This is a genomic window from Paenibacillus ilasis, assembly GCF_043195395.1.
Classification (GTDB): domain Bacteria; phylum Bacillota; class Bacilli; order Paenibacillales; family Paenibacillaceae; genus Paenibacillus_AQ; species Paenibacillus_AQ lautus.
Genome location: NZ_JBHDJG010000002.1, coordinates 443,310 through 466,348, shown reverse-complemented (window position 1 = coordinate 466,348; position 23,039 = coordinate 443,310). Strand labels below are relative to the sequence as shown.

Here is a 23,039-nt window from a genome sequence, read left to right as displayed (position 1 = left end):
GGCATCACTCCCGGTTTACGAAGAAAACGATCTATCAACATATATTCCATGAAGACAGACTGCGATAAGCTGTCATTTTTCTTGCGATATCCGGAAGGTCCCTGTTTCGGGCTTATGCTTTCCAATATCTCAAAAAGGAGCCATACGATATGAACGAAACACGCAAGCTGAAGGCTGTCATCTTTGACTTGGACGGCGTCATTACCGATACCGCAGAGTATCATTATCAGGCATGGAAAGCCACGGCAACCGAGCTTGGCATTCCCTTCACGAGAGAGTTCAACGAGAATCTCAAAGGGGTATCCCGCATGGATTCCCTGAAACTCCTCTTAAGCCAGGCAAAGACGCCTGTAAACTATTCCGATGAAGAGCTGGTACAGCTGGCTGACCGCAAAAATAAGCTGTACGTCGAGCTGATCGAAACGATTACGCCAGCCGATCTACTGCCGGGCATTACGGAGTTTGTGGCAGACATCCGGTCGACCGGCCTGAAGACCGGCATCGCGTCGGCCAGCAAGAACGCCATTGCCGTGCTTACCCGGCTTGGCGTCATGGACCAGTTCGACGTGATCGTCGACGTGACCAAGCTGAAGAACAACAAGCCGGACCCGGAGATCTTCCTCACCGCTGCCGCAGAGCTTGGCGTAGAGCCTGCCGACTGCATCGGGGTGGAGGATGCCGCATCCGGCGTTGACGCCATCAAGGGCGCCGGCATGTTCGCCGTCGCGGTCGGCAACGCAGCCCATTTCCCGCATGCGGATATCGTGTTGTCCAGCACGGCGGAGCTGGACTTCCGCGAGCTGGCGCAGAAATTCGAAGGTTGATAAAGAAAATGTAAGGGTGCTCCTAAGGGAGCGCCCTTTTTCGTGTGCCCTCCCATTTTTTGCAACCACTCATTATCTTCGTTAGACTGTAGTTGTTGGTAAATAAAAACTTATCCGATATGTACGCATGAGCATCATATCGAGAATACGATAAAGGGGACTTTCCATGGAACAGGCTGTCTTGGATCAAGGGGCCGAACGATTCGGACGAGGTACTTATTCGCTGATGTTACTTGGGGGATTCGATCAGAATGTATTTGAATACAACGGTGAAGACGGACGCCGCTTCATTATGAAATTTTTGGACGCGTCCAAATACCGCAAAGCCTCCATCATTCGCGAGCTTACGTGGATGGCCTATCTCGCCGAGCAGGGTCTGAACATAGCGGAGTCCATTCGATCCGCTCAGGATCTTCTTATTGAAGAGGTAACCCACGATTCCAAACAATATCATGTCATCGCTTTTACGAAGGCTCCCGGCAGCCCGTTAACGGATGTAACATCGGATTTTGCGATGATCAAGCAGTGGGGGAGCGGGATGGGCCTTATGCATAAACTCGGCAAAAAGGACGCCACCGCAGCTTCGCTCGTTCACCGAATGGCCTTTCCCAAGTGGAATGATCATGTAGTCTTTACCGATGCGTTCCCGGAGGCTGCAGGTGAAAGAGTCCATACGCAATGGAAGCAGTATATTAACGAATTGGAGTCCCTCCAGCAGGATCAGGAAGGCTACGGCATCGTCCACAATGACCTCCATCATCACAACTTTCACGTACATAACGGGGAGATTATCTTTTTCGATTTCGGGGATGTCTCGTACCATTGGTTCGCCTATGATATCGCCATCGCCATCTATCATGCGGTCCAGACGGTTCCGGAAAACCGGAAAGCCGAATTTGTGGCCCGATTTCTCGACTCGTTCTTATCCGGCTATCTTCAAGAGAATACGCTGAGCGAGGAATGGATCCAGCGGATCCCGTTGTTCGTCGACTTCCGCAATATCTACTCCTATGTCTACTTTGCTAAATTCGTAAATTGGAACGAGTTGGATGAACGTACTCGGAATTATCTCTTAGGGATGAAAGCCGATATTGAGGCAGGTAAATCGGTTGTGAAGCTGTCTATTTAATTTAGAGAAGGAAGATTGCTCAACCATGAAAATAAAATCCAAACCTCTCCGCAGGCTCTTATATATGGGCCTGGGGCTGCTCCTCTCGGCCATCCTTCTATTCCTGCTATTCCTTCGCCCCACGCCCATCAAGGTGGGTGGATTTACATCCTTCACGGATGAAAATACCATGATCTTCGAGTTGATCAATGAAGGATTCGCCGATGTGGAGCTGTTGGACGTGCGGGTGAATGATGGCATGAAGCCAGCCAAGGCCGAGCTGGGCGTCAGTTATTCCCTTCATCTGGTCGGCGGCGAGGGCCTTGATGAAGATCCCGATATCGAATTCGTCGATATTCGGGAGGTGCCGTTAAAACCCGAGCTCATGCAAGACGAGAAGAGAGCCGCGCTCGATCAAGGTTCGCGGATTCCGCTTAATTACGGCATCCGTCTTTATAACGATGAGCCCATCACCCAAATTGAAGTGAAATATAAGTATGGGGGGATCACGTTTACGAGGGAGATGCCGATGGGGCGATTTTTCCGGGATAACGTCTCCTCAAAATAAGATTGGAGATTTATGGGCGATAAAAAACCGGGCTGCAGCAGCCCGGTTCATGATCCAATTAAGATGACGCAACATGATGATTCAAAAAATCCCGCAGCGCAGCCTCCATATCAGCCTCCCCCTCGTCTTCCATCCATGAATCCTGAAGAACAAGATAGCGGCAGGCGCTGCTCTGCAAATAGCTGTAGATGATTTGTGCAGCATCGATATCTTCCCGGGTAACCTCGGCAGCATCGCATTCCATATCCCTCGTGAAATAGCTGAGAATCAAGGCTTTGACCCTCCGCCTCAACGATTCAATGTTCGCTGTTGCAGCCACAGAGTATCTCTCGCTGTGCAGCACAACGTTCCCCTTAATCAGAAATAACTTGATCGTATCTTCGTTTAAATACTCGTAGACAACAATGCTGTGATTCTCTTCGGCGAACTCGATCACATGCCGCTTACTTAAGAGCAAGTTCACCGCCTCCATGCCGTCCCTGTATTTTGCAGCCTGCTCAAAATCGAATCGCTCTGCGGCGCCCAGCATGTTTCGCTCCATTTCATCATATAAACGTCGGTCGTCCCCTTGAAGCAGAGCAATGAATCGATCCATGATTTCATCAAATTGCCGCGCGCTTTCGCCGCCAAGACACTTGCCAAGACAGAAGCCTATCGAGTAATTCAAGCAGGGGGTATTTGCCGAAGAAGCGGCAGGTGTATGATTGCAGGCGATTTTACAGCACTCCTTAACCTTTTGCACTGCATGTTCAAGACTATGTCTGCTGGCTGTATAGGGGCCGAAACAACGAAGCGGTTCGTGACTGCCTTCATCCAGCGTATCGGTAATTTCCAGCCATCGCCAATCTCGCTTTTGCCGCAATACGATATAACTATAACCTAGCGGATTTTTCATCTTGCGGTTATACATCGGCTTTATATCCTGAATAAGCCTGCATTCCAGCATGAACGCCTCAAACTCCGTGTCGGTGACGATATGCTCCAGGTCTTTGACATGCTGAACCAGCCTCTTCACTTTTGGGGAGTGCGATTTATTGTTGTAAAAATACGATTGTACTCTCTTCTTGAGACTTTTGGATTTGCCAACGTAAATGACCGTTCCCCGCGAATCTCTCATAAGATATACGCCCGGTGACAGCGGCAACTCTTGTATTTTTGTTTTCATTTTGACTGTCGATCCTCTCAACGAATCTATCAAACATGGCGTTTTTCGTTCAATTCCAAGATACCATATGCACACCAAAAAGCACCACATTCACGGGCTGATTCAACTCGATGAACGTGGTGCCTATCATTTCAATACAGCTTTTTCTAGTGAACCAGAAAGAAAGAAGACAGTGCCATATCCCTCTAACTTCGCATTCGATACTGCTGCCTGTAGGCTCTCGGCGACAGCTGAACCGTCCGCTTGAACATCTTCCCAAAATGGGAGAAGTTGCTGAAGCCCGATCGCCACGCGATATCCGTGATGGAATCATCGCTCTCCCGCAGGAGGCGCTGCGCTTCCTTAACCCGAAGGAGGTTGAGATAATCGCTAAAGGTAAAACCCGTCGTCTGCTTGAACAGCCGGCTGAGATAGTGCGGGCTGATTCGGAACGCCTCCGCTACCTCGGGCAGCGTTAAGGACTTCTGGTAGTTGTCGTTAAGATACCGGACGACCGCCTGGGTCTTCGGATGAAGAATGGGCTCGGTATCGGCGGAACGAACCGTGCCCAGATGCCGGCTGCGGTAGGCGAAGAGCAGCAATTCGACCGTTCGGTGCCGAAGCAGCCAGCTGCTTCCCGTTTGGGGATGGATCATCTCATTCACCATTTCGCCGACCATTCGCTCCACGACTTCACCTGCGGGCGTAGGAAGCCTTAGAATCGGAACATCCCAGCCGAACGGCTCCTTCAGCCCTTCGGCCAGATCAGGCGGCACGGCCAGTTCCGCGAACAACTCCGGGCTTATATAAAGGACAAGCCGATCATGATCGGGCCGGCCGCTGTCCAGCGTCTTATGAACGGCATTCCGGTCCACGAAAACAAGATCACCGGCCCGGACCCGGTAAGAACGGTCCTTAATGAAGTAGATCCGCTCACCCGATAACAGGTAATACAGCTCATAATGACCGTGAAGATGGTCAACCGTCATCGAGAAATATCCAATGCGGCGGTCATATTCAATGTCCAAATATCCGGTGGGATCATGGTAATCCGCTCGAAACGGCTTCGTCATGTCGCTGCCCCCTTTTCTTGGATTATAGCAAAATATGCGGCATTTGAAAGCGATTACGCATAAAATGCGGCGAAAGCAGTGCTCCCTTGTTATAGGCTAGAGCTATATTCAAGGAGGCGATAGAGATGAGTGACAAGAAACGCTATGTATTGGTCGGAACCGGCGGCCGGGCCGAATTTTTTTATGGCGCCTTGGCCCGGAGTTTCCGCGACAAATCCGAGCTTGCTGCCTTTTGCGATATGAACCAAACCCGCATGAATTACGCGAATCAGCTACTGCGGGAAAAATATAAGTACACCGAGGTGCCTACCTATCCCGCGGACCAATTCGATCAGATGATCGAGAACGAGAAGCCCGACTTCGTCATCGTAACCAGCATCGACCGGACCCATCACAAGTACATTATCCGCGCGATGGAGCTTGGGTGCGATGTCGTGACCGAGAAGCCGATGACCATCGATGAGGAGAAATGCCAAGCCATCCTGGATGCCGCCAAGCGGACCGGACAAAATATCAGGGTCACCTTTAACTACCGTTACGCTCCCCACCATACCAAGGTACGGGAATTGATCATGAACGATACCATCGGCCAAGTGACTTCGGTTCACTTCGAATGGCTGCTGAATACCCGCCACGGCGCGGATTACTTCCGGCGCTGGCACCGGGACAAACGGAACAGCGGCGGGTTGCTCGTTCATAAGTCCACCCATCACTTCGATTTAGTCAACTTCTGGATCGGTTCCCATCCTGAAACCGTTTTCGCCTTCGGAGATCTCATGTATTATGGTAGAGAGAACGCGGAAGCGCGGGGCGTTACGCAGTTTTACAATCGTGCTACCGGCAACCCAGTTGCCAAGGAGGACCCTTTCGCGCTCCATCTGGATTCCGATGCTCATCTCAAGGCCATGTATCTGGATGCCGAGCCGGAGGACGGCTATCAGCGGGATCAGAGCGTCTTCGGGGACGGCATCAACATTGAGGATACGATGGGTGTCCTCGTGCGATATCAGAACAAAGCCATTTTGACCTATTCGCTAGTCGCCTACCAGCCGTGGGAAGGATATCGCATCGCTATCAACGGCACCAAAGGCCGGATTGAGATGAACATCGTTGAACAATCCTACGTGAATTCGCTGGGCGACAAGAACCAAGAAGGTGCGTTAATCGGCAAAACGCTGCGGGTGCTTCCGATGTTCGATGCCCCGTACGAGGTTCACGTCGAAGAGCAAAAAGGCGGGCATGGCGGAGGCGACCCCGTTCTCCTGAATGATCTGTTCGGGGAACCCGTGGAAGATCCGTACGCCCGTGCGGCCAACCATATCGATGGAGCGAGATCCATACTAACAGGAATTGCAGCCAACCGCGCCATCGCAACCGGTATGCCTGTACGAATCAACAATCTGGTTCGTTTCTAAGCCGTACAAGGCGGCTTCAAGCAACTTTTCCAATCAAAGGCTGCGTATTTTCGCGCAGCCTTTTTTCACATGTCGCAGACCGCCTTGAAATTCGCTTTTCGTAAAGGAGGAAATCGATGTTCTTCTCATTAAAAAGCCGTCTGATCGCCTTTATCGTCGCACTCTTCGTCCTCTCTTTCGGCACGCTCTCCTTCCTGCTATTTACGGAATCACGCACCGTGATCCGCTCCTACATCGAATCCTCGGCTCTTGAAAAGATGGAGGAATACGGTTCCTATGTGGATATGGTCCAGATGCAAATTTATGATGTCGCTTCCCTGGTCTTCAACAGTGACACGGCCAAGAACTGGGATAACGCCATCCGCGATCCGCAGCTGCCCGAAGGCGAGAAAATGCTCGCCAACCTTGCCATGAGCCGCTTCCTGACCCAGGCGACCAACAGCTACACCAGTATCTCCGATGTATCCATCTACCGGCGGAGCGGGCTTCGGATCGGCGGCGAAAACCAAGTCGTAAGTGACCCTGCCTTTTTGCGGGAATCGTGGTACACAAATTTCTTCGCGTCCGGGGACCGATGGCTGCCAGCGCATATGGATCAACATGAACGCGTCCGGGATCACGGTAATCCCGTCGTCAGCCTGCTGATGCCCATCGGAACCTTCCATCATGCCACGGCCCAGAACGTGATGAAGGTTAACGTCAGCGAGTCTTATTTTCTGGAGCCGCTCAACCGGATCCATCTGGCCAAGAACAGCACGATTTTTCTGTTGAACGAGCAAGGAAACCCGATTTTATCCCAGCAGGCACATGAACTTGGCGCCGGAGCCCTATCGGAGATCGATCGCATTCGAAGCGGCCCGCTGAAATCGGGCGTCGTCTATCTAACCAACGATGAGGGACAGCGAGACATTCTGGTATACAAAAAGCTGGGGCGCACCGGCTGGATGCTGGCCGGCCTGGCGCCGGAAAAGGAGCTGTACTCTTCCCTTCACAAGCTTCAGAGCACGATTATGGTGGTCACGGTCGTTCTGATCCTGGTCTCCCTGTTTGCCGCCGCATGGCTTTCCTATGGCGTCACCAAGCCTTTAACGCGCCTGGTTCTGGCGATGAGGCAGGTGCAGCGCGGAGCATTCGACCAGGCGGAGTCCCTTCTGCCCCCTGACAAAAACGTAAAAAGCGAGGTCAGTTACGTCATCTCCACCTTCCGCTATATGGTCAGCCGCCTGCGGCAGCATATCCAGAACGAATTCGAGCTGAAGCTGCTCCGCCAGCAAGCGGAATATAAAGCGCTGCTCATGCAGATCAATCCCCACTTCATGTTTAACACCCTGGAGCTGGTGAGCAGTCTTGCCATCCAGCGCCGGACGGACGATACCGTGCAAGTGATCGAGGACCTGGGCAAAATGATGCGCTTCTCCATGAATACCAGCGACGACCGGGTCCCCCTAGCCGAAGAGCTGGCTTATGTCCGCCGCTATATCTCCATTCTGCAAACCCGCTTCGGGCATAAACTCGACATCACCGTCCACGAGGAAGGCCGGCTGGATTCGCTGGTGATAATCAAGTTCATTCTCCAGCCGCTGATCGAGAATGCGGTCAAATACAGCTTTCAGCATCAGACCACGGCACAGGTGAACATCAGGATCAGCAGGCAGGGCACCCGCCTGCATCTCCACGTCGCGGATAACGGTCCCGGCATGCCCCCCGAGATCATCCGCAAGCTCCAGGATCCCGCGGCGGCCTCCCAATTGGAGCCGATCCTCCGAAGCGAGAGCTGGCACATTGGACTCGGCAACGTGATTGCACGCTGCCGCTTGCATTACGGCGACTTATTTGCCGTTGATATCCGGAACGGGAACGAAGCGGGCACATGCATCGAACTGATTCTACCGGTACAGGAGGAATATCATGTACAACGTATTGATCGCAGATGACGAGATCGAAGTTCGTGAAGGGCTGAAGCTGAAAGTCGACTGGGAAGGCATGGGCTTTGCCATTTCGGGGGAGGCCGCGAACGGCCTGGAAGCCGAAGAGCTCTTGAAATCCCATTCGTATGACCTGCTCATTACCGACATGAACATGCCCGTCATGGACGGCGTCCAGCTGCTGGACATTTGCCGGAGCTACAATCCGTCCATCCAGATCATCATCATTACCGGATACGAGGATTTCCAATACGCCAGAGCGGGTGTCCGCAGCCAGGCCATGGATTACTTGCTGAAGCCCGTCGCCCGGGACGATCTGAAATCCGCCGTAAACAAAATCAAACAGGAATTGGATAAGAACCGCAAGGTACGGGACGATTCGGAAATGATGCAATGGCGGCTATCCCAGTATTACAAAGAAATGAAGGAACGCTTCCTGCTGGATCTCGTGCACGGCAGCCGCCTGCCCCCCTCTTCCCTGCCGGAACGGATTCGACTGTTCCACCTCGAGGATTGGCAGGACGGCCGCGTATGCTTCATCACCGCAGGCATGAGGGAATCCGGCATGCAGAAAGCGCCTCAAGGCCGCGCGCCCGAGCAGCTCCGCCTTCCGTTCGAATTGGTCTGCCATGAAATCGCCGAGTCTTATCCGGGCGGCGTTCAAGTGTTTCATGATGCAGCTCATCCCGGCATCATGCATTTCATTGCGCTTGACGGCATTCAGCACGAATTCGCGGACAAACTCGCCGCGCAGGCGTCATCGTATTTAACTATAGAGGTGCAGGTGGGATTGGGACTGCCCGTCCTGGGAATTGAGCGCTGGAAAGAGGGTTATATCCATTCCCTCCTGGCCTGGAATCTGGCAGGACGCCAGAACGGACCCGATCGGGCACCCGTAACCGACCAAAGTCCGTTGCTGTCGGAAGAAACAAGCCGAGCACTTCATCGCTGCCTAATCCGGGGCGAGCTGGAATCCTTCCGCAGCATGATTCGGAGGGAGCTGCGCGAGGCATTCCGGCTATCGCCTTCCCGCTTGGTACGAAGCCTTTTTCAAATCACGCTGATTATGGAATCCGCCGCTGTGGACTACATACGGCATTCACAGGGTGGGGAGCCTCTATGGATTTCACCTGAATGGGTTTTATGGCTGGAAACCCCGGAGCAGGCGGAACGTCTGCTGATGCAATGGGCACAGGATTTTGTGGAACAGCACCAGGAATCCGGAGACAGAGGCCCTACCCTGATTGAATCCGCCAAGCGGTATATCGAGGAGAATTACATGCAGGAATTGTCGTTGACCTCGCTGGCCGAGCAGTATAACTACCACCCTACCTACTTCTCGGAAATGTTCAAGGAAGGGGCTGGGGTCTCGTTTATTCAGTACGTTACGGAAGTTCGGATGAAACACGCCGTACGCCTGCTGCAGGAGACCCGATTGACGGTATGGGACATAGCTGAGCTGACGGGCTTCTCTTCACCCGGCTATTTCAGCTCCAAATTCAAAAAAATGTTCAATCAAAGCCCTTCCGAGTTCCGACTATCGCAATCCGAAAAAATCGAACACGATGATCCGAAGAAATGAGATTCCGGCCTCTCTCCTTCCCCGGTATGATGAGTTTATTAGGCGCACTGCCACACTATTGTAAGCGGCTTCAATCCACAAGGTAACCGCCCATTCTCATCCATCCTGAAGGGAGGCACATTATGAGAAAGCTGTCCAAGCCCTTATACGGCCAGCAGAATAAGACAGCCTACTTGTTTCTTCTGCCTTGGCTCATCGGTTTCTTCTGTCTGACGCTGGGGCCGATGATTGCATCGCTGTACTTATCCATGACCAAATTCAACCTGCTGTCATCGCCGACTTGGACCGGACTCAGCAATTATGTTCAGATTTTTACCGAAGACGATACGTTTCAAAGATCCTTGTGGCTGACATTCTACTACGTGTTCTTATCCGTGCCGGTGAGACTTGCGTTCGCGCTGCTGATCGCCATGGCCTTGAACAAGGGCATACGCGGACTCGGCATCTACCGGACCGTATATTACATTCCCTCCCTATTGGGAGGTAGCGTTGCCATTGCCATCGTCTGGCGCCAAATCTTTGACGGCAGCGGACTGGTCAATCAGTTCCTCGGCTGGTTCGGCATCACGGGCCCCTCGTGGATCGCCCACCCCGACTATGTGGTGTATACGATTATCACGCTGTCCGTCTGGCAGTTCGGATCGGCCATGGTTATCTTCCTTGCCGGTCTGAAACAGATTCCGACGGATTTATATGAAGCATCCGGCGTAGACGGTGCCGGAAAGATCCGCCAGTTCTTCGGCATTACGCTGCCGATGCTGTCACCCGTTATCTTTTTCAACCTGATCATGAGCATGATTAATTCGTTCCAAGCCTTCACGCCCGCCTACGTCATCGGGGACGGGCGGGGAGGACCACTCGACGCCACAATGTTCTACACCTTGTATCTGTATCTGAAAGGCTTCTCGTTCTTCGATATGGGTTATGCCTCGGCCCTGGCATGGATCATGCTGGTCATCATCGGGGTGTTCACCGGAATTGTTTTTCTTACATCAAAATTTTGGGTCTTCTACGGGGATAACCAGGAAGGGAGGTAATGGATATGCCGCTTAAGCGACAACTGGTTCAAGCCGGGAGGCATGCCGCCATTATCCTCCTCGGCCTGCTCATGCTGTATCCGGTGCTGTGGCTCGTCTTCAGCTCATTTAAACCGAATCATCTCATCTTTACCAACAGCAGCCTCATTCCGACTGCCTTCACGCTGGATCATTACGTGAACGGCTGGAGCGGACTTCAGGGCATTTCCTTCGGCCGATTCTTCGGCAACTCCGTGCTGATCTCGGTCATGAGTGTCATCGGGAACATCGTCTCTTGTTCCCTTGCAGCCTATGCCTTCTCCAGATTGAAGTTTAAGTTCAAAGGCCTGTGGTTCAGCATCATGCTGGTGACGATTATGCTGCCTTACCACGTGACGCTCGTGCCCCAATACATTCTGTATAACGAACTTCATTGGATCAATACGTATTTTCCGCTCATTCTGCCCAAATGGCTGGCGCATGACTCCTTCTTCATTCTGCTGATGGTTCAGTTCATCCGCGGCATTCCACGGGAGCTGGACGAGAGCGCGACCATTGACGGCTGCGGACAATCGCAGATCTTCTTCCGCATCGTGGTGCCGCTTCTCGTTCCTGCACTGATTACGACGGCCATCTTCACCTTCATCTGGAGCTGGGACGACTTCTTCAGCCAGATGATCTATTTAAGCAAGATTGATTTATTCACCGTACAGCTGGGGATCCGATCCCTGTTCGATCCTTCGGGGCAATCGGATTGGGGGGCGCTGCTCGCCATGTCCACGCTGTCGCTGCTGCCTGTGACAATCATCTTTCTGGTGTTTCAACGGTATTTTCTCGAAGGCATTGCCACGACCGGCCTGAAATAGTCTCAGAAGCTCTGTCGTGCGAAGTCATGCTGCAAATGAACCAATTATGATTAGACTGGGGGATTATCCATGTTGAAAAAATGTTTCGTTGGAATGTTGGCTTCACTCCTGTTATTCGTCACCGCCTGTTCCGGAACGGATCACACGGGAGAAGCCGGGAGTACGAACGCAGGGGCTGAGCCGACCGGCCAGGTCGAGCTGCGTTTGATGTGGTGGGGCGACCAGAAACGGGCCGATATTACGAACGAAGCCCTGAAGGTGTTCCAGAACAAACACCCGAACATCAAAATCGTCGGCGAATTCTCGCCTTCCTCCGGATATTTCGATAAGCTGAACACCCAGCTCGCTTCCGGCACCGCCCCGGATATCTTCTTCCTGGGCGGAAACGTGGTGGACTATGCCAAAAAAGATGTGCTGCTGAACCTGGATCCGTATGTCGGCAGCGAACTGAAACTGGACGGCATGGATGCCACCATGGTGGAATACGGCCGGCTGGACGGGAAGCTGCAGCATATTTCGGCCGGCGCAAACGCCCGGGGAATCGTCATCAACAAGGCGCTGTTTGAAAAGGCAGGCATTCCTCTGCCGGAGCAGGATTGGGATTGGGAGGAATTTGCCGCCATCAGCAAAGAACTGTCCGACAAGCTCGGCGACGGCGTATACGGCACCTATAATTTCACCGTCGACGGAATGGATATCTTCCTGAAGCAGCGCGGAAAACAGCTGTATGATATGGAGAACGGAAAGCTCGGCTTCGCGAAGGAAGACATTCAGGAATGGTTCGAGTATTGGGAGCAGGCCTCGAAGGCCGGCGGTGTCGTTACGCCTGAACTTCAGGTGTCCAATCCGCACGATGATACCAGCAAATCATTGTTGATTACGGGCAAAGCCGCCATGAGCCTCCTCCCTTCCAATCAGCTGGCTGCGTTCCAGAGCCTGACGGAAGATCCGCTCATTCTCCATCCGGTACCAAGAGGTCCGAAGGGTACGGGCGTGGTATTCGAGTCCAGCCAAGGACTATCCGGATATGCCAACACCAAGCATCCGAAGGAAGTCGCTACGCTTATGGACTTCTGGATCAACGATCCCGAAGCGGCCAAAATCCTCGGCAACGACCGCGGCGTGCCGGTAACGGAAGCCAATCGCAACCTGCTCCAGGAGGAAGCGGGTCCTGTGGAGGAGATTGTGTACAATTATACGAGCCTCGTATCGGAAGCCACGAAGACCGAGCCTTTTGACGTGAGTTATAATCCGCCGGGATTCGCCGAGTTCTCCAAGCTGGCCCAGACGACGACCCAGGAGATCGGTTTCGGCCGGAAAAACGTCGAGCAGGCCGTTGCGGACTTCTACAACGGCACCGTGCGCATATTTGAATCGAATCAATAACAAGCTTTCAAGGAGGCGGACATGACAGAAGCTATGCTGGACCGGCTGCGCCGGATTTCGATACGGGATCAGGTGCAGACGGGCAAACCGGAAGACTGGAAGCTGCTGCAGGAATGGCAGGCCACAGGCGTCCGATTCGCGGCAGCGGGCGGACAGCTGGAAGCAGCTTATTATACCGCACTGGAGAAGCTGCTGGCCTGCATCGTGCCGATGAACGGCAGCGATCCGATTCTGCAAGAAGGAGGAATCTACCTCGGCTGCTGGCTGGAGAGCACCGGCACCATCAACGCGGAACTGCTATCGCGACTGATCCCCTCGGTATCGAAAACAACCTACCTGGCGTTTGCGGATCAGCAAAGAGAGGATGGGCTGCTCCCTTATAAACTGACGGAGAACGGACCGTCGTTCCGCCAGATCCAGCTCGTCACGCCGCTGGCACGCTGCGTCTGGAACCACTACGAGCTTCATGGAAGGGATCTCCCCTTCCTGAAGACCATGTACCAAGCCATGTCGCGTTACGACGACTGGATCGCGCGTTACCGCAACAGCCGGGGGACCGGCTGCGTGGAGGCTTTCAGCACCTTTGATACCGGGCATGATCTGTCGCCCAGGTTCTGGCATGTTCCGGATACGCCCTATAGGAATGATGCCGCTGCCTTCCACCCGGACTCCCCGGTGCTGCCCTTCCTGGCACCGGATTTGACCGCCAACATCTACTGCCAGCGCCTGTATTTGGCCCGCATGGCTGAAGAGCTCGGCGAATCCGGAGCCGATTGGAGGGCCAAAGCCGAAGCCAGCCTGGATAACCTCCTCCGCTACTGTTATGACGAGGAGGATCAATTCTTCTACGACCGGGATCGGAACGACGAGCTGGTCAGGGTTCAATCCGACGTGCTGCTGCGCGTGATGGCCTGCGAAGTGGGCGACCGCGGGCTGTTTGACGACATGCTGCGCCGGTATTTGCTGAATACGAGCAAATTCTTCGCCAAATATCCGTTTACGTCCCTGGCGATGGACGATCCGCGGTTCGATCCATCCTCCTCTTATAACAGCTGGGGCGGTCCGTCCAATTTCTTGAGCTTGATCCGGGCGCCGCACGCCTTTGAACATCACCATCGCTATGTCGAGCTGACCTGGGTACTGCAGCCGATTCTTTCCGCCTTGTCCAAGGCGAAACGCTTCTCGCAAACCTTGAGCCCCTGGACCGGTGAAGAGGGCTTTACCGAGACGTATTCCCCTTCCATTCTGTGTCTGCTGGATTACGTGGAACGACTCTGCGGCATCATGCCGATCGGATCGAATCGGCTGTGGTTTACGGGACTGCTCCCGGTCGACATGGACCATGGCGAAGAAGTTGCCGGAAACACGGCATATGGCCGAACCGTGAACGGGCTGCACTACGAACTGGTGAATACCCCGGACAACGTTACCGTATTCCGGGAAGGCCGCGTTCATATTCAAGGCCCCGCCGGGATTCGGCTGGTCACGGACCGCAGCGGACAATTGGAGGGCGTGATCGGCATGAGCGTGCGCACCATTGAAGGCGAGCTTCGCTATCAAGGCACGTCCATACCGATCCGGATCAAAGGCAATGAAATGCAGCTGTATTCAGACGGAGATTTGAAGAGGGAGAGGGATATCGGCATCATCTATCCTTCCTATCGTTAAATTGAAGGAGGTGAACGCTTACGCATGAAAACTGGAGACATTCAGCTGCGGGACCCCTACGTACTGCCTGATCCGGAACAACGAATATACTATATGTACGGCAGCACCGACAAAAATATATGGAGAGAAGGAACCGGCTTCGATGTCTATATAAGCCGGGATCTAAGCGATTGGGAAGGCCCTTATACGGTCTTTCGCAAACCGGACGATTTCTTCGCTGACGTGAACTTCTGGGCGCCGGAAGTCTACCCGTACCATGGGCGATACATCATGTTTGCCACCTTCCGCCGAAAAGATAACGATCGGCTGGGCACCGCGGTCCTGTCGGCAGATGAGCCGACAGGCCCTTTCTCCCTCCATAGCGAGGGGCCGGTGACCCCCGCCGACTGGAGTTCCCTGGACGGCACGCTGTATATGGACGAAGCGGATCAGCCGTGGATGGTGTTCTGCCACGAGTGGCAGCAGGTCGGCGACGGTGAGATCTGCGCCATGCGCCTGAGTCCCGATCTCACAGAGGCCGCCTCGGAGCCCGTGACCCTGTTTTGCGCCTCCGAGGCCGATTGGGCCACGCCGTTCCACTCGCCCCGCTTTCCCGGATCGGGCAACTATGTGACGGACGGCCCGTTTCTGTTCCGGACAACGTCGGGAAGTCTGCTCATGGTATGGGCCAGCTTTGTGGATGGCCGATACGCGCTCGGCGTTGCCAAGTCGCCAACCGGCAAGCTATGCGGGCCTTGGCTTCAAGAGCCCGAACCCTTATATTCCAGCGACGGCGGGCACGGCATGGTGTTCCGTACTTGGGAGGGGGAGCTGATGCTGACCGTGCATACCCCGAACCGGACGCCGGATGAACGGCCGATCTTTATCCCCGTCGTGGAGGATGGAGACAGCATCAAATTGGATGGGATGTATCGGGAAACACGAAGGGCCGAGTAAAATCTTTATACGAAAAAGCCGCTCTCCATGAAGATGGCAGAGCGGCCCTTTTTTATAGGTTTTTGTTTCCCGAAATCATGCTTTACTATCCTGTATACACCAAAGGGAAGCCGTACGCGTACGGCCTCCCTCTACACTCATTTATTACAGCTTCACGATTTTACCGGTCTCTTGGGACTCGAATGCACCCAGGATCACGTTCAAGGAACGCAGTCCTTCCTCACCGGAAATGCTAGGAGGCGTGTTGGTGAGAATGGATTCGACAAAAGCGTCGATGACGCCGCTCGGAACCTGCTTCTCATTAGTTGCCATGGCGCCGACCTTGTAAGTTTCCACCGTACCGTCGGTCAGCTCCACAACCACCTCGTCACCGTTAACGGTACCGATCTTCATGGCACCTTTCTCGCACCACAATACCGTTCCGTTATCGCCGGATCTGTAATGCGTCCAGCTTGCCATCAGCGTGCCCACGGCCCCGCTCTTCATGCGAACGATGCAAGTCGCGTTGTCGTCCACATCAGTTCCTTCTTTATGGACCGTACCGATAAAACCGGCCACTTCCACGATTTCATCGTTCAGCAAATAACGGATAAAGTCGGATTTATGCACGCCGAGATCGCCCATCGCGCCCATAATCGCTTCTTCTTTGCGGAAGAACCAGCTGTCTCGTCCGTCCAGACTCCAGCTCTCCGGACCGCCGTGGCCGAAGGAAGTACGGAAGGTAAGCACCTTTCCGAGTTTGCCGGAATCCAGAATTTCCTTCGCTTTTACGTGCGGAGGCATGAGACGCTGATTGTGGCCGACCATCAGGTACACCCCGTTCTTGCGGGCTGCCTCGATCATTTGCTCTCCCTCTTCAGCCGTTGTTGCCATCGGCTTCTCCACCAGCACATGAAGGCCGGCATTCGCAGCCGCGATGCTCATTGGAGCATGCAGATAGTTCGGCGTACATACACTAACGGCGTCGAGCTTCTCGTTCTTCAGCAGTTCTTGATAGTCTGTATAGGCTTTACCGCCATACTGGGCTGCCATCTCTTCAGCGCGTTCCTTTACCGGATCGGCAAAAGCAACCAGCTCCACGTTAGCATTGTTCGCATATTCAGGAATATGTCTGCGCTGGGCGATTGCGCCACAGCCAAACACAGCCACTTTAATTTTACTCATTGAAAGTCTCCTTTGTGCTAATAGATTAAAATTGGTTCAGGTAGTTCTGCTTCAGCCAGTTCATGCTGTTCTCCACGCTTACCAGCGGCGGATTCTGACATACGTCCTGCTCGACGATCAGCCACTCCGTGCCTGCGTCGGATGCAGCCTGAATGACACCTGGCAGGTTAACCGAGCCTTGGCTCAGCTCCAGCGTCTTCATGTTGCCTTCCGCATCCTTGCTGAAGTCTTTCAGGTGAAGCAGCGGAAGACGTCCAGCGTATTTCGGAATGTAGGCAAGCGGATCTTGTCCGGCGAATTGTACCCAGCATACGTCCATCTCCACTTGCACGGCTTCCGGCGTCGTTGCGGAATACATCGCATCAAAGACGAACTGGCCATCGACCTCGGCTTCGAATTCAAATGCATGGTTATGATATCCAAAGATCAATCCCTGCTTGCGAGCTTCAGCCCCTACTTCCTCCAGGAAGGAGAAGAGGTTCTTCCAATCCTCGGCATCTTTACGATCTTCTTCGGCTACATATGGACACATCATATATTTAGCGCCAATGGTTTTCAGGTAATCAATTTCCTTCTGCAGATCTGCACGAAGCAGATGCAGGCCTACGTGACTGCCGATCGCTTTCAGGCCAAGCTCTTGAAGAAGCGTTTTCATTTCCTCGGCTGGAATGTCTCCATACCCTGCGAATTCCACGCCTTCATAACCCAATTCAGCCACTTTGCGGAGCGTACCGCGGAAATCCTGTGCCGTTTCATCGCGCAGCGTATACATTTGCAAACCAATGTTCATTCTTCTCATTATAGCGCACCTCGATTCCAAAAATGAGTTACTGCTCTATCTGCTACTATCATACATGCAAATAGGCTAAAATGAACATAAACAATATTGCTGCAACATGAACTATCTGCTTATATTTTTACTGGGGGTTGTTACCATTATGGAAGCAAGGCTGCTCATTTGCGACTATTCCTATCACTTTCAGCAATTCAGCAACAGCCATCGGGGCGGATTGACAACTTATCTGTTCCGCCTCCAAACCGAAGGCTCCTGCGAAATCTACTGCAACGGCATCGAGCACCACGTGCAGGCAGGCGACCTGCTGCTGCTGAAGCCCGGCGATGAATACGAGCTGCGTGTGAAGGAAGACGGCGAGGATGGCCGCGTGTCCAGCGGGGATTATTTTATATTCTGCGATGGCTCCTGGATTGATGATTGGTGGAATCGGATTTCCCGCCCTGTCGTCAGTCACGTCGGGCTCGACGATTATTTGCTGGGTCTGTGGAGACAGATGCTGCTGGAGAAGCGGCGCGGACTTGAAGGGGAAATCGGGGAGCTGACCGACTACCTGCTGCGCAGTCTCTGCCTCTGCCTGGACCGCGCCATTTCCGAGATCAAGCCGACCGATCGCCTTGCCTTCACCGCCCTGCGGCTGAAGCGATTCGTGGAGGAGCACGCCACCCTAACCTTCAAACTGGAGGAGGCTGCTTCCCATGTCGGGCTCAGCTTATCCCGGGCGGTTAAACTGTTCAAGGAGTATTACGGAAAAACCATGATTCAGTATGCCTTGGAGATCAGGCTGAACGCAGCCGTCGAGCGTATCAAATACAGCACGATGACGCTGGAGGAAATCGCGGAAACCTGCGGCTTCGCAAGCTACTCCTATTTTCACCGAGTATTCCGAGCCAACTATGGCATGTCCCCGGTCAAATTCAGGGAAACGGCAACGGTGCCGGCAAGGCCGGGCCAGGAGAAAAGCCCCCGATGATTTTTTTCTTCTATAATATAAAGAAGCAGCCCATGCTCATCCTTGAAGGCAGGAACTAGGCTGCTTTGCACTTTAGTAACTCGAAATATGCTCCAACTGCTTTTTCCGGCCACATCCATTCATAGCATCGCGGCCCCGGCGGCAGCGAAGACCAGCATGAAATAAACGCAGACCCATACCAGATGATTGCGATTCCACTCCCGCGGCTTGATCTCGACCGCGTACGGGAGCAGCCAGAGGAAGCTGGCGACAAACCATGCAGCGGAGACTATTCCGATAAGCAGCAGTTTCTTTCCTTGCTCGTATTGCAAGACAGGGTCCATCCCGTTAAAACGGATCAGCGAGCCGCTGGTCAAGGTACAGGAATAAGCCAACACCATGAACACGGCCACAATCAAAAGCGTGCCGATAACCTTGAGCCCGTCCGGAGCCAGGAAATTCGGCCGTCTCCCTTTTTTTCCGGAAAAGCCGATCAAAAAGAATACAAATCCGACCAAAATAGCCACTCCTGCTCCTGAAGCGACAATGCCTCCGGAAACGGCAGCTGCCAAGGCTAGAATCGAAACCATCATCTCGTCTTTCCCTCTCTTTCGTACCTGCTGAACCGTACTGCGTGTGCTTGAAATTGAAATCGTGCGAAGGAGCACTAAATTTCCATAGGTAACGCACAATGACTGTGCAGATCGTATCGATCTAATTACTCACATCCGTCGTATCATCCATCCGGGCAGCCCGCATCGGTGAGAACACGAACCAAACTCCGACTACAGCCAGTCCGGTGATAACAACGCCTAATGCAGTGCGAAATCCATATACATCAGCGATTAAGCCACCCAGAGGCGCTCCAATAACGATCATACTGCGGTTGATAGACCTCATGGTGGCATTCATACGCCCATGCAAGTGTGCAGGTGTGATCGTCTGCCGGTAACCCATCTCAATCGGACCCTCAATGCCTAATGCAAATCCATAAAACAGTTGCCCAAATCCGATCAAGAGGAAGGTCTGAATCGACAGATTACCGTCGTCAGTGGATGGTGCCAGAACCATGAACAGGACCGCAGGTGCATACAAAAGTCTGGCATACGTGATGCTGCGTCCAATTCCAAATCGCTTGCTGACCCGGGTTGATAACGTCGTGCCTATAACAGCGCCAATCCCGGCTGATGTCATGACCAGTCCCAGGGTTGACGCATTAAACCCTAATTCGGTGAGAGCGTAAGTTACCAGCACCGTACCCAGCATACTGTTAAATAGAAACCACACATGGGTATTGAGTGCCAGCGTGCTAAGAAACGGATGCCGGTAAACCCAGCGCAATCCTTCCTTTATCAATTCAACTATGCGTTCATTCGAGGCCTTTTCCTGCATGGGCTGATGTTTAATGAAAGCCATAACCAGCCCTGAAAACAGATACGAAGCTGCGTTAACCAAGATGGCAAACGGAGCGGTAATGACGGAGACTAATAAACCGGCAGCTGCGGGGCCGCTGGTTTCCGCAACGGCTGCGCTTTGCTCCAACCGTGCATAAGCGGGCAATAACAACCTTCTCGGCACGAGTTGGGGCACAATAGATTGAGATGCGGCATCATTGAATAACGACATCGTCCCGAAGAGTATCATGATGATCATCAGAATGCCCACATGAATTCCATCGAACAATGCCAGTAGGCAAATCGCTACGAGCAAGATCCCCCGTCCCAAATCGGTCAGTACCAGGATGTTCCGACGACTGACGCGATCAATAATCACTCCTGCCACCAATCCCAGCAGCACATAGGGTAGCCACCTCGAGGAATTGATCCAGCCCACATCAACGGTACTTCCTTCCAGGTTAACCACCACCAGCACTTGGAGAGCAAGTGTGGTTATATACGTGCCAAAATATGAAATGGTGGAGGCTAACCAGAAAAATACGTAACTCTTATTGTTGGTGAGATTCATCTCTAACCTCCATCTGAGCGCCGTATTTTCGGGTTAATTGTATATTGGAATCACTGCTGAATGAAGTCACGAGCGCTATAACTAGTTAGATTGTAGCATATCTGTAACAGATAGAGTCGTACTCATTCCAATCGTTCCACGATCAAACCAGGGGGCGACTTATCGACAGAATGATGTGTATGTTTCTAACGATCTACTCCAAGGAATTCGTTATAACCCTTAAAAATATCATAGCCGAGTTCCTGCAGAACCTTCACAGCATCTTCAACAGGCAGCTTGGGAAGATGAAACTCCTGATCGATGACCTCTCGCAACTCGCTGAGATCGGATAAAATACGCTTTTCCACCTTCCCGTTTGCATGCCGGATACTCAGTACATTGTCGACCAGGGACAGCGAGCGCTGCTGGTCCAATTGCCACAGCTGACAGCGTAATGAAGAGGTGAAGAGATCATTCGGTTTAAAATAGGCAGCAATGGCCGGTTGGAAATCATCGAATTGATACGTTTTCCTCGTATCGAACGACCAAACCAATTCCGTCAGCAGCCGACCATCCACATACCGATAGTACGTATACGTTCCGGGTTCATCCCCTGGGCGCAATCTGACTTCAATCCCGGCATATCGGGAAACATGATCGGGATCGGTCTCCAAACGAACGGGTTCGAAAAAAGGTGCGGAGTTTCCACAATCCACGTACACTTCTTCGCTTTCGTTGGGCAGACGAACAAGCAATCCAACATGCCCTCCGCCCAGCAACGTATAACGGGTTTGGAAACCAAGCTGGTTCAACAGCTGATGAAGACTGCTGTTGATCATATAACAAGTACCTCCCGCATTCAGCTGCCAAAGCTGATTTACAAACCTCCGCTCATCCTGCTCCAGCCTGCCTTTTTGATGATACTCTTGATACTGCAGCAACGTGGTCATGTTCTCGAAAGGAATCCGCTGATGATGCGCGGTGCAAATTTCAGTCAAATATTCCAATGAAGGTTCCTTTACCGGAACTTGAATATATTGCAAATAATCGGTGGCCCATTCAGGTAATCGCTCTTGCTCCGTCACGAGGTTCACACTCCCTTATCAGATGTTGATATATTCTCTATTTTAAAGATTTCGCATCTGAATACCTCGTACGAACGACGGTTTGATCTATACAAAAATGGTCTTACCTATAGGTAAGACCGTCTTTTACGACTAAAGTCTAACATTCATGTATTCTTGCGGCACTCATGGATTTCTCGTGATTTAAGAGCCATTGTTTACGGGATAGTCCTCCGCCGTATCCGCCCAATTCGCCGCTCGTATTGATCACGCGGTGGCATGGGATGACGATTGCGAGCTGGTTGGCGCCATTCGCTTGAGCAACGGCACGATAGGCGGTGGGTCTTCCCATCGTTGCTGCGATCTCGCCGTACGAAGATGTTTGCCCAGGCGGAATCTGCAGCAGCTGGTCCCATACTTCTTTTTGAAATGGCGATCCCAACAGGAACAAGGGCGTTTTGAATTCCGTTAAATTCCCGTTAAAATACGCGCCGAGTTCAAGCTCAATCGAGCGGATCGGGGCTGTGTAACCCGGAATGATTGCCGACTTGGTTCTCACCCTTAGACGTTCAACCTCTCGCTCCAAGCCCCGGCGATCTACGAATTCAAGCAAATACAGCGCTTCTTCATCTGCGATGGCCATCATCGGTCCTAGACGCGTGTCGAGCCATGATGCTTTTAAAACATGGTGATGCCCGGGCCGGGTAGGCGCTGCGCCCATAATTCGCGAAAAGGCGTCCCGGAATCCGCTGCTGGACTCATAACCGGTTGACAGCTGCGCATCCATGACGGTATGCCCCTCCCGGATTTGCTTCAGGGCAAGTCCCATCCGCCGGGCCCGTGCATATTCGACAAACGTCATCCCAAACCGCTTTTTGAATTGGCGTCTTGCCGTTGAGGCATCCACGGACAACTTCTGAAAGTCCTGGTTGGTCCATCTTTTCTCCGGATTCTCCTCTACCGCGTCTACAAGCAGCCGGACAAGTTCCGATACCTGATTGGGATGCGAAAGCGGACGGCATCGTTTACAGGGACGGAAGGAAGCAAGCAGCGCTTCTTCAGCCGTCTCATAAAATTCGCAGTTCTCGATTTTGGGTTTCCTCGCTGGACATGTCGGGCGGCAGAATACACCGGTTGTCTTCACACCCACGTAAAAGACACCTTCGTACTCGGTTTTCTTATCCAGCAGCGCCTGGTAATATTCCTGTTGGTTCGCGGCTGATATCATGTTTGGTTCCTCCCTGTATCTTTTGTTCACTCTATATGGCGATAATGATGTGTGCTGTGCTTCTCCTATTACAAATCAGGTGCCTTACCTTTGTGTTCCTATTATATTTCTTTTGGCTGCATGACGTAGCCGAAAATCGTGCATGAATTTTTTTCGGTTGGCAACGCAGACTTACCACGATCACGAGCGAATAAGAAAAACGTCTATCGACGTACCTGCACAGATGACAGACCGCAGTTAGAATAAGTTTTTCTTGCGATATCAGGAAGCCACAAGCTTCGAAGTTTATACTTTCTGATATCTTAAAAAAGCCTCTTCCGAATGCATCGGAAGAGGCTTTTCATGGCAAATATGAAGTGGATTATCCTTAGGACAAACTCCGC

20 protein-coding genes are annotated in these 23,039 nt (G+C 52.6%); 12 read left to right on the top strand and 8 right to left on the bottom strand.

Annotated elements, in window-relative coordinates:
- Positions 1–149 precede the first annotated feature (149 nt).
- The 3 genes from pgmB to ACETK5_RS22195 all read left to right on the top strand — a co-directional run bounded on the left by pgmB (position 150) and on the right by ACETK5_RS22195 (position 2,500).
- Positions 150–824, top strand: a complete 675-nt coding sequence (gene pgmB / locus ACETK5_RS22205) for a beta-phosphoglucomutase (RefSeq protein ID WP_326111506.1) — start codon at positions 150–152, stop codon at positions 822–824.
- 166 nt (positions 825–990) lie between these two features.
- Positions 991–1,953 (top strand): phosphotransferase enzyme family protein, encoded by a 963-nt coding sequence (locus ACETK5_RS22200; protein ID WP_394057907.1) that lies wholly within the window; start codon positions 991–993, stop codon positions 1,951–1,953.
- A 25-nt stretch (positions 1,954–1,978) separates the two neighbouring features.
- Positions 1,979–2,500, top strand: a complete 522-nt coding sequence (locus ACETK5_RS22195) for a hypothetical protein (RefSeq protein ID WP_394057905.1) — start codon at positions 1,979–1,981, stop codon at positions 2,498–2,500.
- A gap of 58 nt (positions 2,501–2,558) precedes the next feature.
- Here ACETK5_RS22195 and ACETK5_RS22190 read toward each other — a convergent pair whose 3' ends face one another.
- The gene (locus ACETK5_RS22190) at positions 2,559–3,665 is read right to left on the bottom strand and encodes a GIY-YIG nuclease family protein (protein ID WP_394057903.1); all 1,107 of its coding nucleotides are present in this window, start codon (positions 3,663–3,665) and stop codon (positions 2,559–2,561) included.
- 185 nt (positions 3,666–3,850) lie between these two features.
- Positions 3,851–4,717, bottom strand: a complete 867-nt coding sequence (locus ACETK5_RS22185; protein WP_394057901.1) for a helix-turn-helix domain-containing protein — start codon at positions 4,715–4,717, stop codon at positions 3,851–3,853.
- 125 nt (positions 4,718–4,842) lie between these two features.
- Between ACETK5_RS22185 and ACETK5_RS22180 the strand changes: the two genes are divergently transcribed.
- The 8 genes from ACETK5_RS22180 to ACETK5_RS22145 all read left to right on the top strand — a co-directional run bounded on the left by ACETK5_RS22180 (position 4,843) and on the right by ACETK5_RS22145 (position 15,511).
- Entirely contained in the window at positions 4,843–6,132 is a 1,290-nt protein-coding gene (locus ACETK5_RS22180; protein WP_394057899.1) for a Gfo/Idh/MocA family oxidoreductase, read from the top strand.
- Between the two features lie 116 nt (positions 6,133–6,248).
- Complete coding sequence (locus tag ACETK5_RS22175; RefSeq protein ID WP_394057897.1) at positions 6,249–8,066, top strand: cache domain-containing sensor histidine kinase; 1,818 nt, start codon at positions 6,249–6,251, stop codon at positions 8,064–8,066.
- Complete coding sequence (locus ACETK5_RS22170; RefSeq protein WP_394057895.1) at positions 8,041–9,639, top strand: response regulator; 1,599 nt, start codon at positions 8,041–8,043, stop codon at positions 9,637–9,639. The genes ACETK5_RS22175 and ACETK5_RS22170 overlap by 26 nt, the downstream gene beginning before the upstream one ends.
- Before the next feature lie 122 nt (positions 9,640–9,761).
- Positions 9,762–10,676, top strand: coding sequence for a carbohydrate ABC transporter permease (locus tag ACETK5_RS22165; RefSeq protein ID WP_100539867.1), 915 nt, complete (start codon positions 9,762–9,764; stop codon positions 10,674–10,676).
- 5 nt (positions 10,677–10,681) lie between these two features.
- Entirely contained in the window at positions 10,682–11,521 is an 840-nt protein-coding gene (locus ACETK5_RS22160; protein WP_012818681.1) for a carbohydrate ABC transporter permease, read from the top strand.
- Between the two features lie 69 nt (positions 11,522–11,590).
- Positions 11,591–12,907, top strand: coding sequence for an ABC transporter substrate-binding protein (locus tag ACETK5_RS22155; protein ID WP_100539866.1), 1,317 nt, complete (start codon positions 11,591–11,593; stop codon positions 12,905–12,907).
- A 21-nt stretch (positions 12,908–12,928) separates the two neighbouring features.
- On the top strand, positions 12,929–14,575 hold the full coding sequence (locus ACETK5_RS22150) for an MGH1-like glycoside hydrolase domain-containing protein (protein ID WP_394057892.1): 1,647 nt from the start codon (positions 12,929–12,931) through the stop codon (positions 14,573–14,575).
- A 24-nt stretch (positions 14,576–14,599) separates the two neighbouring features.
- Complete coding sequence (locus tag ACETK5_RS22145; RefSeq protein WP_394057890.1) at positions 14,600–15,511, top strand: glycoside hydrolase family 43 protein; 912 nt, start codon at positions 14,600–14,602, stop codon at positions 15,509–15,511.
- A gap of 144 nt (positions 15,512–15,655) precedes the next feature.
- Here the strand turns inward: ACETK5_RS22145 and ACETK5_RS22140 are convergent, their stop codons facing one another.
- Both ACETK5_RS22140 and ACETK5_RS22135 read right to left on the bottom strand, forming a co-directional pair.
- Positions 15,656–16,675 (bottom strand): Gfo/Idh/MocA family protein, encoded by a 1,020-nt coding sequence (locus ACETK5_RS22140; RefSeq protein ID WP_071222294.1) that lies wholly within the window; start codon positions 16,673–16,675, stop codon positions 15,656–15,658.
- A 25-nt stretch (positions 16,676–16,700) separates the two neighbouring features.
- Complete coding sequence (locus ACETK5_RS22135; RefSeq protein WP_100539863.1) at positions 16,701–17,474, bottom strand: sugar phosphate isomerase/epimerase family protein; 774 nt, start codon at positions 17,472–17,474, stop codon at positions 16,701–16,703.
- 139 nt (positions 17,475–17,613) lie between these two features.
- Here ACETK5_RS22135 and ACETK5_RS22130 point away from each other — a divergent pair, with 139 nt between their 5' ends.
- Entirely contained in the window at positions 17,614–18,441 is an 828-nt protein-coding gene (locus tag ACETK5_RS22130) for a helix-turn-helix domain-containing protein (protein WP_100539862.1), read from the top strand.
- A gap of 119 nt (positions 18,442–18,560) precedes the next feature.
- On the opposite strand, the gene ACETK5_RS22125 is transcribed toward ACETK5_RS22130, so the two are convergent.
- From ACETK5_RS22125 to ACETK5_RS22110, 4 genes are all read right to left on the bottom strand, one after another.
- Positions 18,561–19,013 (bottom strand): hypothetical protein, encoded by a 453-nt coding sequence (locus ACETK5_RS22125; RefSeq protein ID WP_243390907.1) that lies wholly within the window; start codon positions 19,011–19,013, stop codon positions 18,561–18,563.
- A 121-nt stretch (positions 19,014–19,134) separates the two neighbouring features.
- A complete protein-coding gene (locus ACETK5_RS22120) occupies positions 19,135–20,385 on the bottom strand; it encodes an MFS transporter (RefSeq protein ID WP_394057887.1) in 1,251 nt (416 codons plus the stop codon).
- A gap of 185 nt (positions 20,386–20,570) precedes the next feature.
- Positions 20,571–21,449 carry an arylamine N-acetyltransferase gene (locus tag ACETK5_RS22115; protein ID WP_394057885.1) on the bottom strand — a complete coding sequence of 293 codons (879 nt, stop codon included), beginning with the start codon at positions 21,447–21,449 and terminating at the stop codon, positions 20,571–20,573.
- A gap of 139 nt (positions 21,450–21,588) precedes the next feature.
- On the bottom strand, positions 21,589–22,656 hold the full coding sequence (locus ACETK5_RS22110; protein WP_394057884.1) for a bifunctional transcriptional activator/DNA repair enzyme AdaA: 1,068 nt from the start codon (positions 22,654–22,656) through the stop codon (positions 21,589–21,591).
- Positions 22,657–23,039: the final 383 nt, after the last annotated feature.

Coding starts and splice junctions, on each gene's coding strand:
- pgmB (WP_326111506.1), top strand. CDS start 150: ATGAACGAAACACGCAAGCTGAAGGCTGTCATCTTTGACTTGGACGGC.
- ACETK5_RS22160 (WP_012818681.1), top strand. CDS start 10,682: ATGCCGCTTAAGCGACAACTGGTTCAAGCCGGGAGGCATGCCGCCATT.
- ACETK5_RS22130 (WP_100539862.1), top strand. CDS start 17,614: ATGGAAGCAAGGCTGCTCATTTGCGACTATTCCTATCACTTTCAGCAA.
- ACETK5_RS22200 (WP_394057907.1), top strand. CDS start 991: ATGGAACAGGCTGTCTTGGATCAAGGGGCCGAACGATTCGGACGAGGT.
- ACETK5_RS22145 (WP_394057890.1), top strand. CDS start 14,600: ATGAAAACTGGAGACATTCAGCTGCGGGACCCCTACGTACTGCCTGAT.
- ACETK5_RS22180 (WP_394057899.1), top strand. CDS start 4,843: ATGAGTGACAAGAAACGCTATGTATTGGTCGGAACCGGCGGCCGGGCC.
- ACETK5_RS22155 (WP_100539866.1), top strand. CDS start 11,591: ATGTTGAAAAAATGTTTCGTTGGAATGTTGGCTTCACTCCTGTTATTC.
- ACETK5_RS22190 (WP_394057903.1), bottom strand. CDS start 3,665: ATGAAAACAAAAATACAAGAGTTGCCGCTGTCACCGGGCGTATATCTT.
- ACETK5_RS22170 (WP_394057895.1), top strand. CDS start 8,041: ATGTACAACGTATTGATCGCAGATGACGAGATCGAAGTTCGTGAAGGG.
- ACETK5_RS22175 (WP_394057897.1), top strand. CDS start 6,249: ATGTTCTTCTCATTAAAAAGCCGTCTGATCGCCTTTATCGTCGCACTC.
- ACETK5_RS22185 (WP_394057901.1), bottom strand. CDS start 4,717: ATGACGAAGCCGTTTCGAGCGGATTACCATGATCCCACCGGATATTTG.
- ACETK5_RS22110 (WP_394057884.1), bottom strand. CDS start 22,656: ATGATATCAGCCGCGAACCAACAGGAATATTACCAGGCGCTGCTGGAT.
- ACETK5_RS22140 (WP_071222294.1), bottom strand. CDS start 16,675: ATGAGTAAAATTAAAGTGGCTGTGTTTGGCTGTGGCGCAATCGCCCAG.
- ACETK5_RS22135 (WP_100539863.1), bottom strand. CDS start 17,474: ATGAGAAGAATGAACATTGGTTTGCAAATGTATACGCTGCGCGATGAA.
- ACETK5_RS22150 (WP_394057892.1), top strand. CDS start 12,929: ATGACAGAAGCTATGCTGGACCGGCTGCGCCGGATTTCGATACGGGAT.
- ACETK5_RS22125 (WP_243390907.1), bottom strand. CDS start 19,013: ATGATGGTTTCGATTCTAGCCTTGGCAGCTGCCGTTTCCGGAGGCATT.
- ACETK5_RS22165 (WP_100539867.1), top strand. CDS start 9,762: ATGAGAAAGCTGTCCAAGCCCTTATACGGCCAGCAGAATAAGACAGCC.
- ACETK5_RS22195 (WP_394057905.1), top strand. CDS start 1,979: ATGAAAATAAAATCCAAACCTCTCCGCAGGCTCTTATATATGGGCCTG.
- ACETK5_RS22120 (WP_394057887.1), bottom strand. CDS start 20,385: ATGAATCTCACCAACAATAAGAGTTACGTATTTTTCTGGTTAGCCTCC.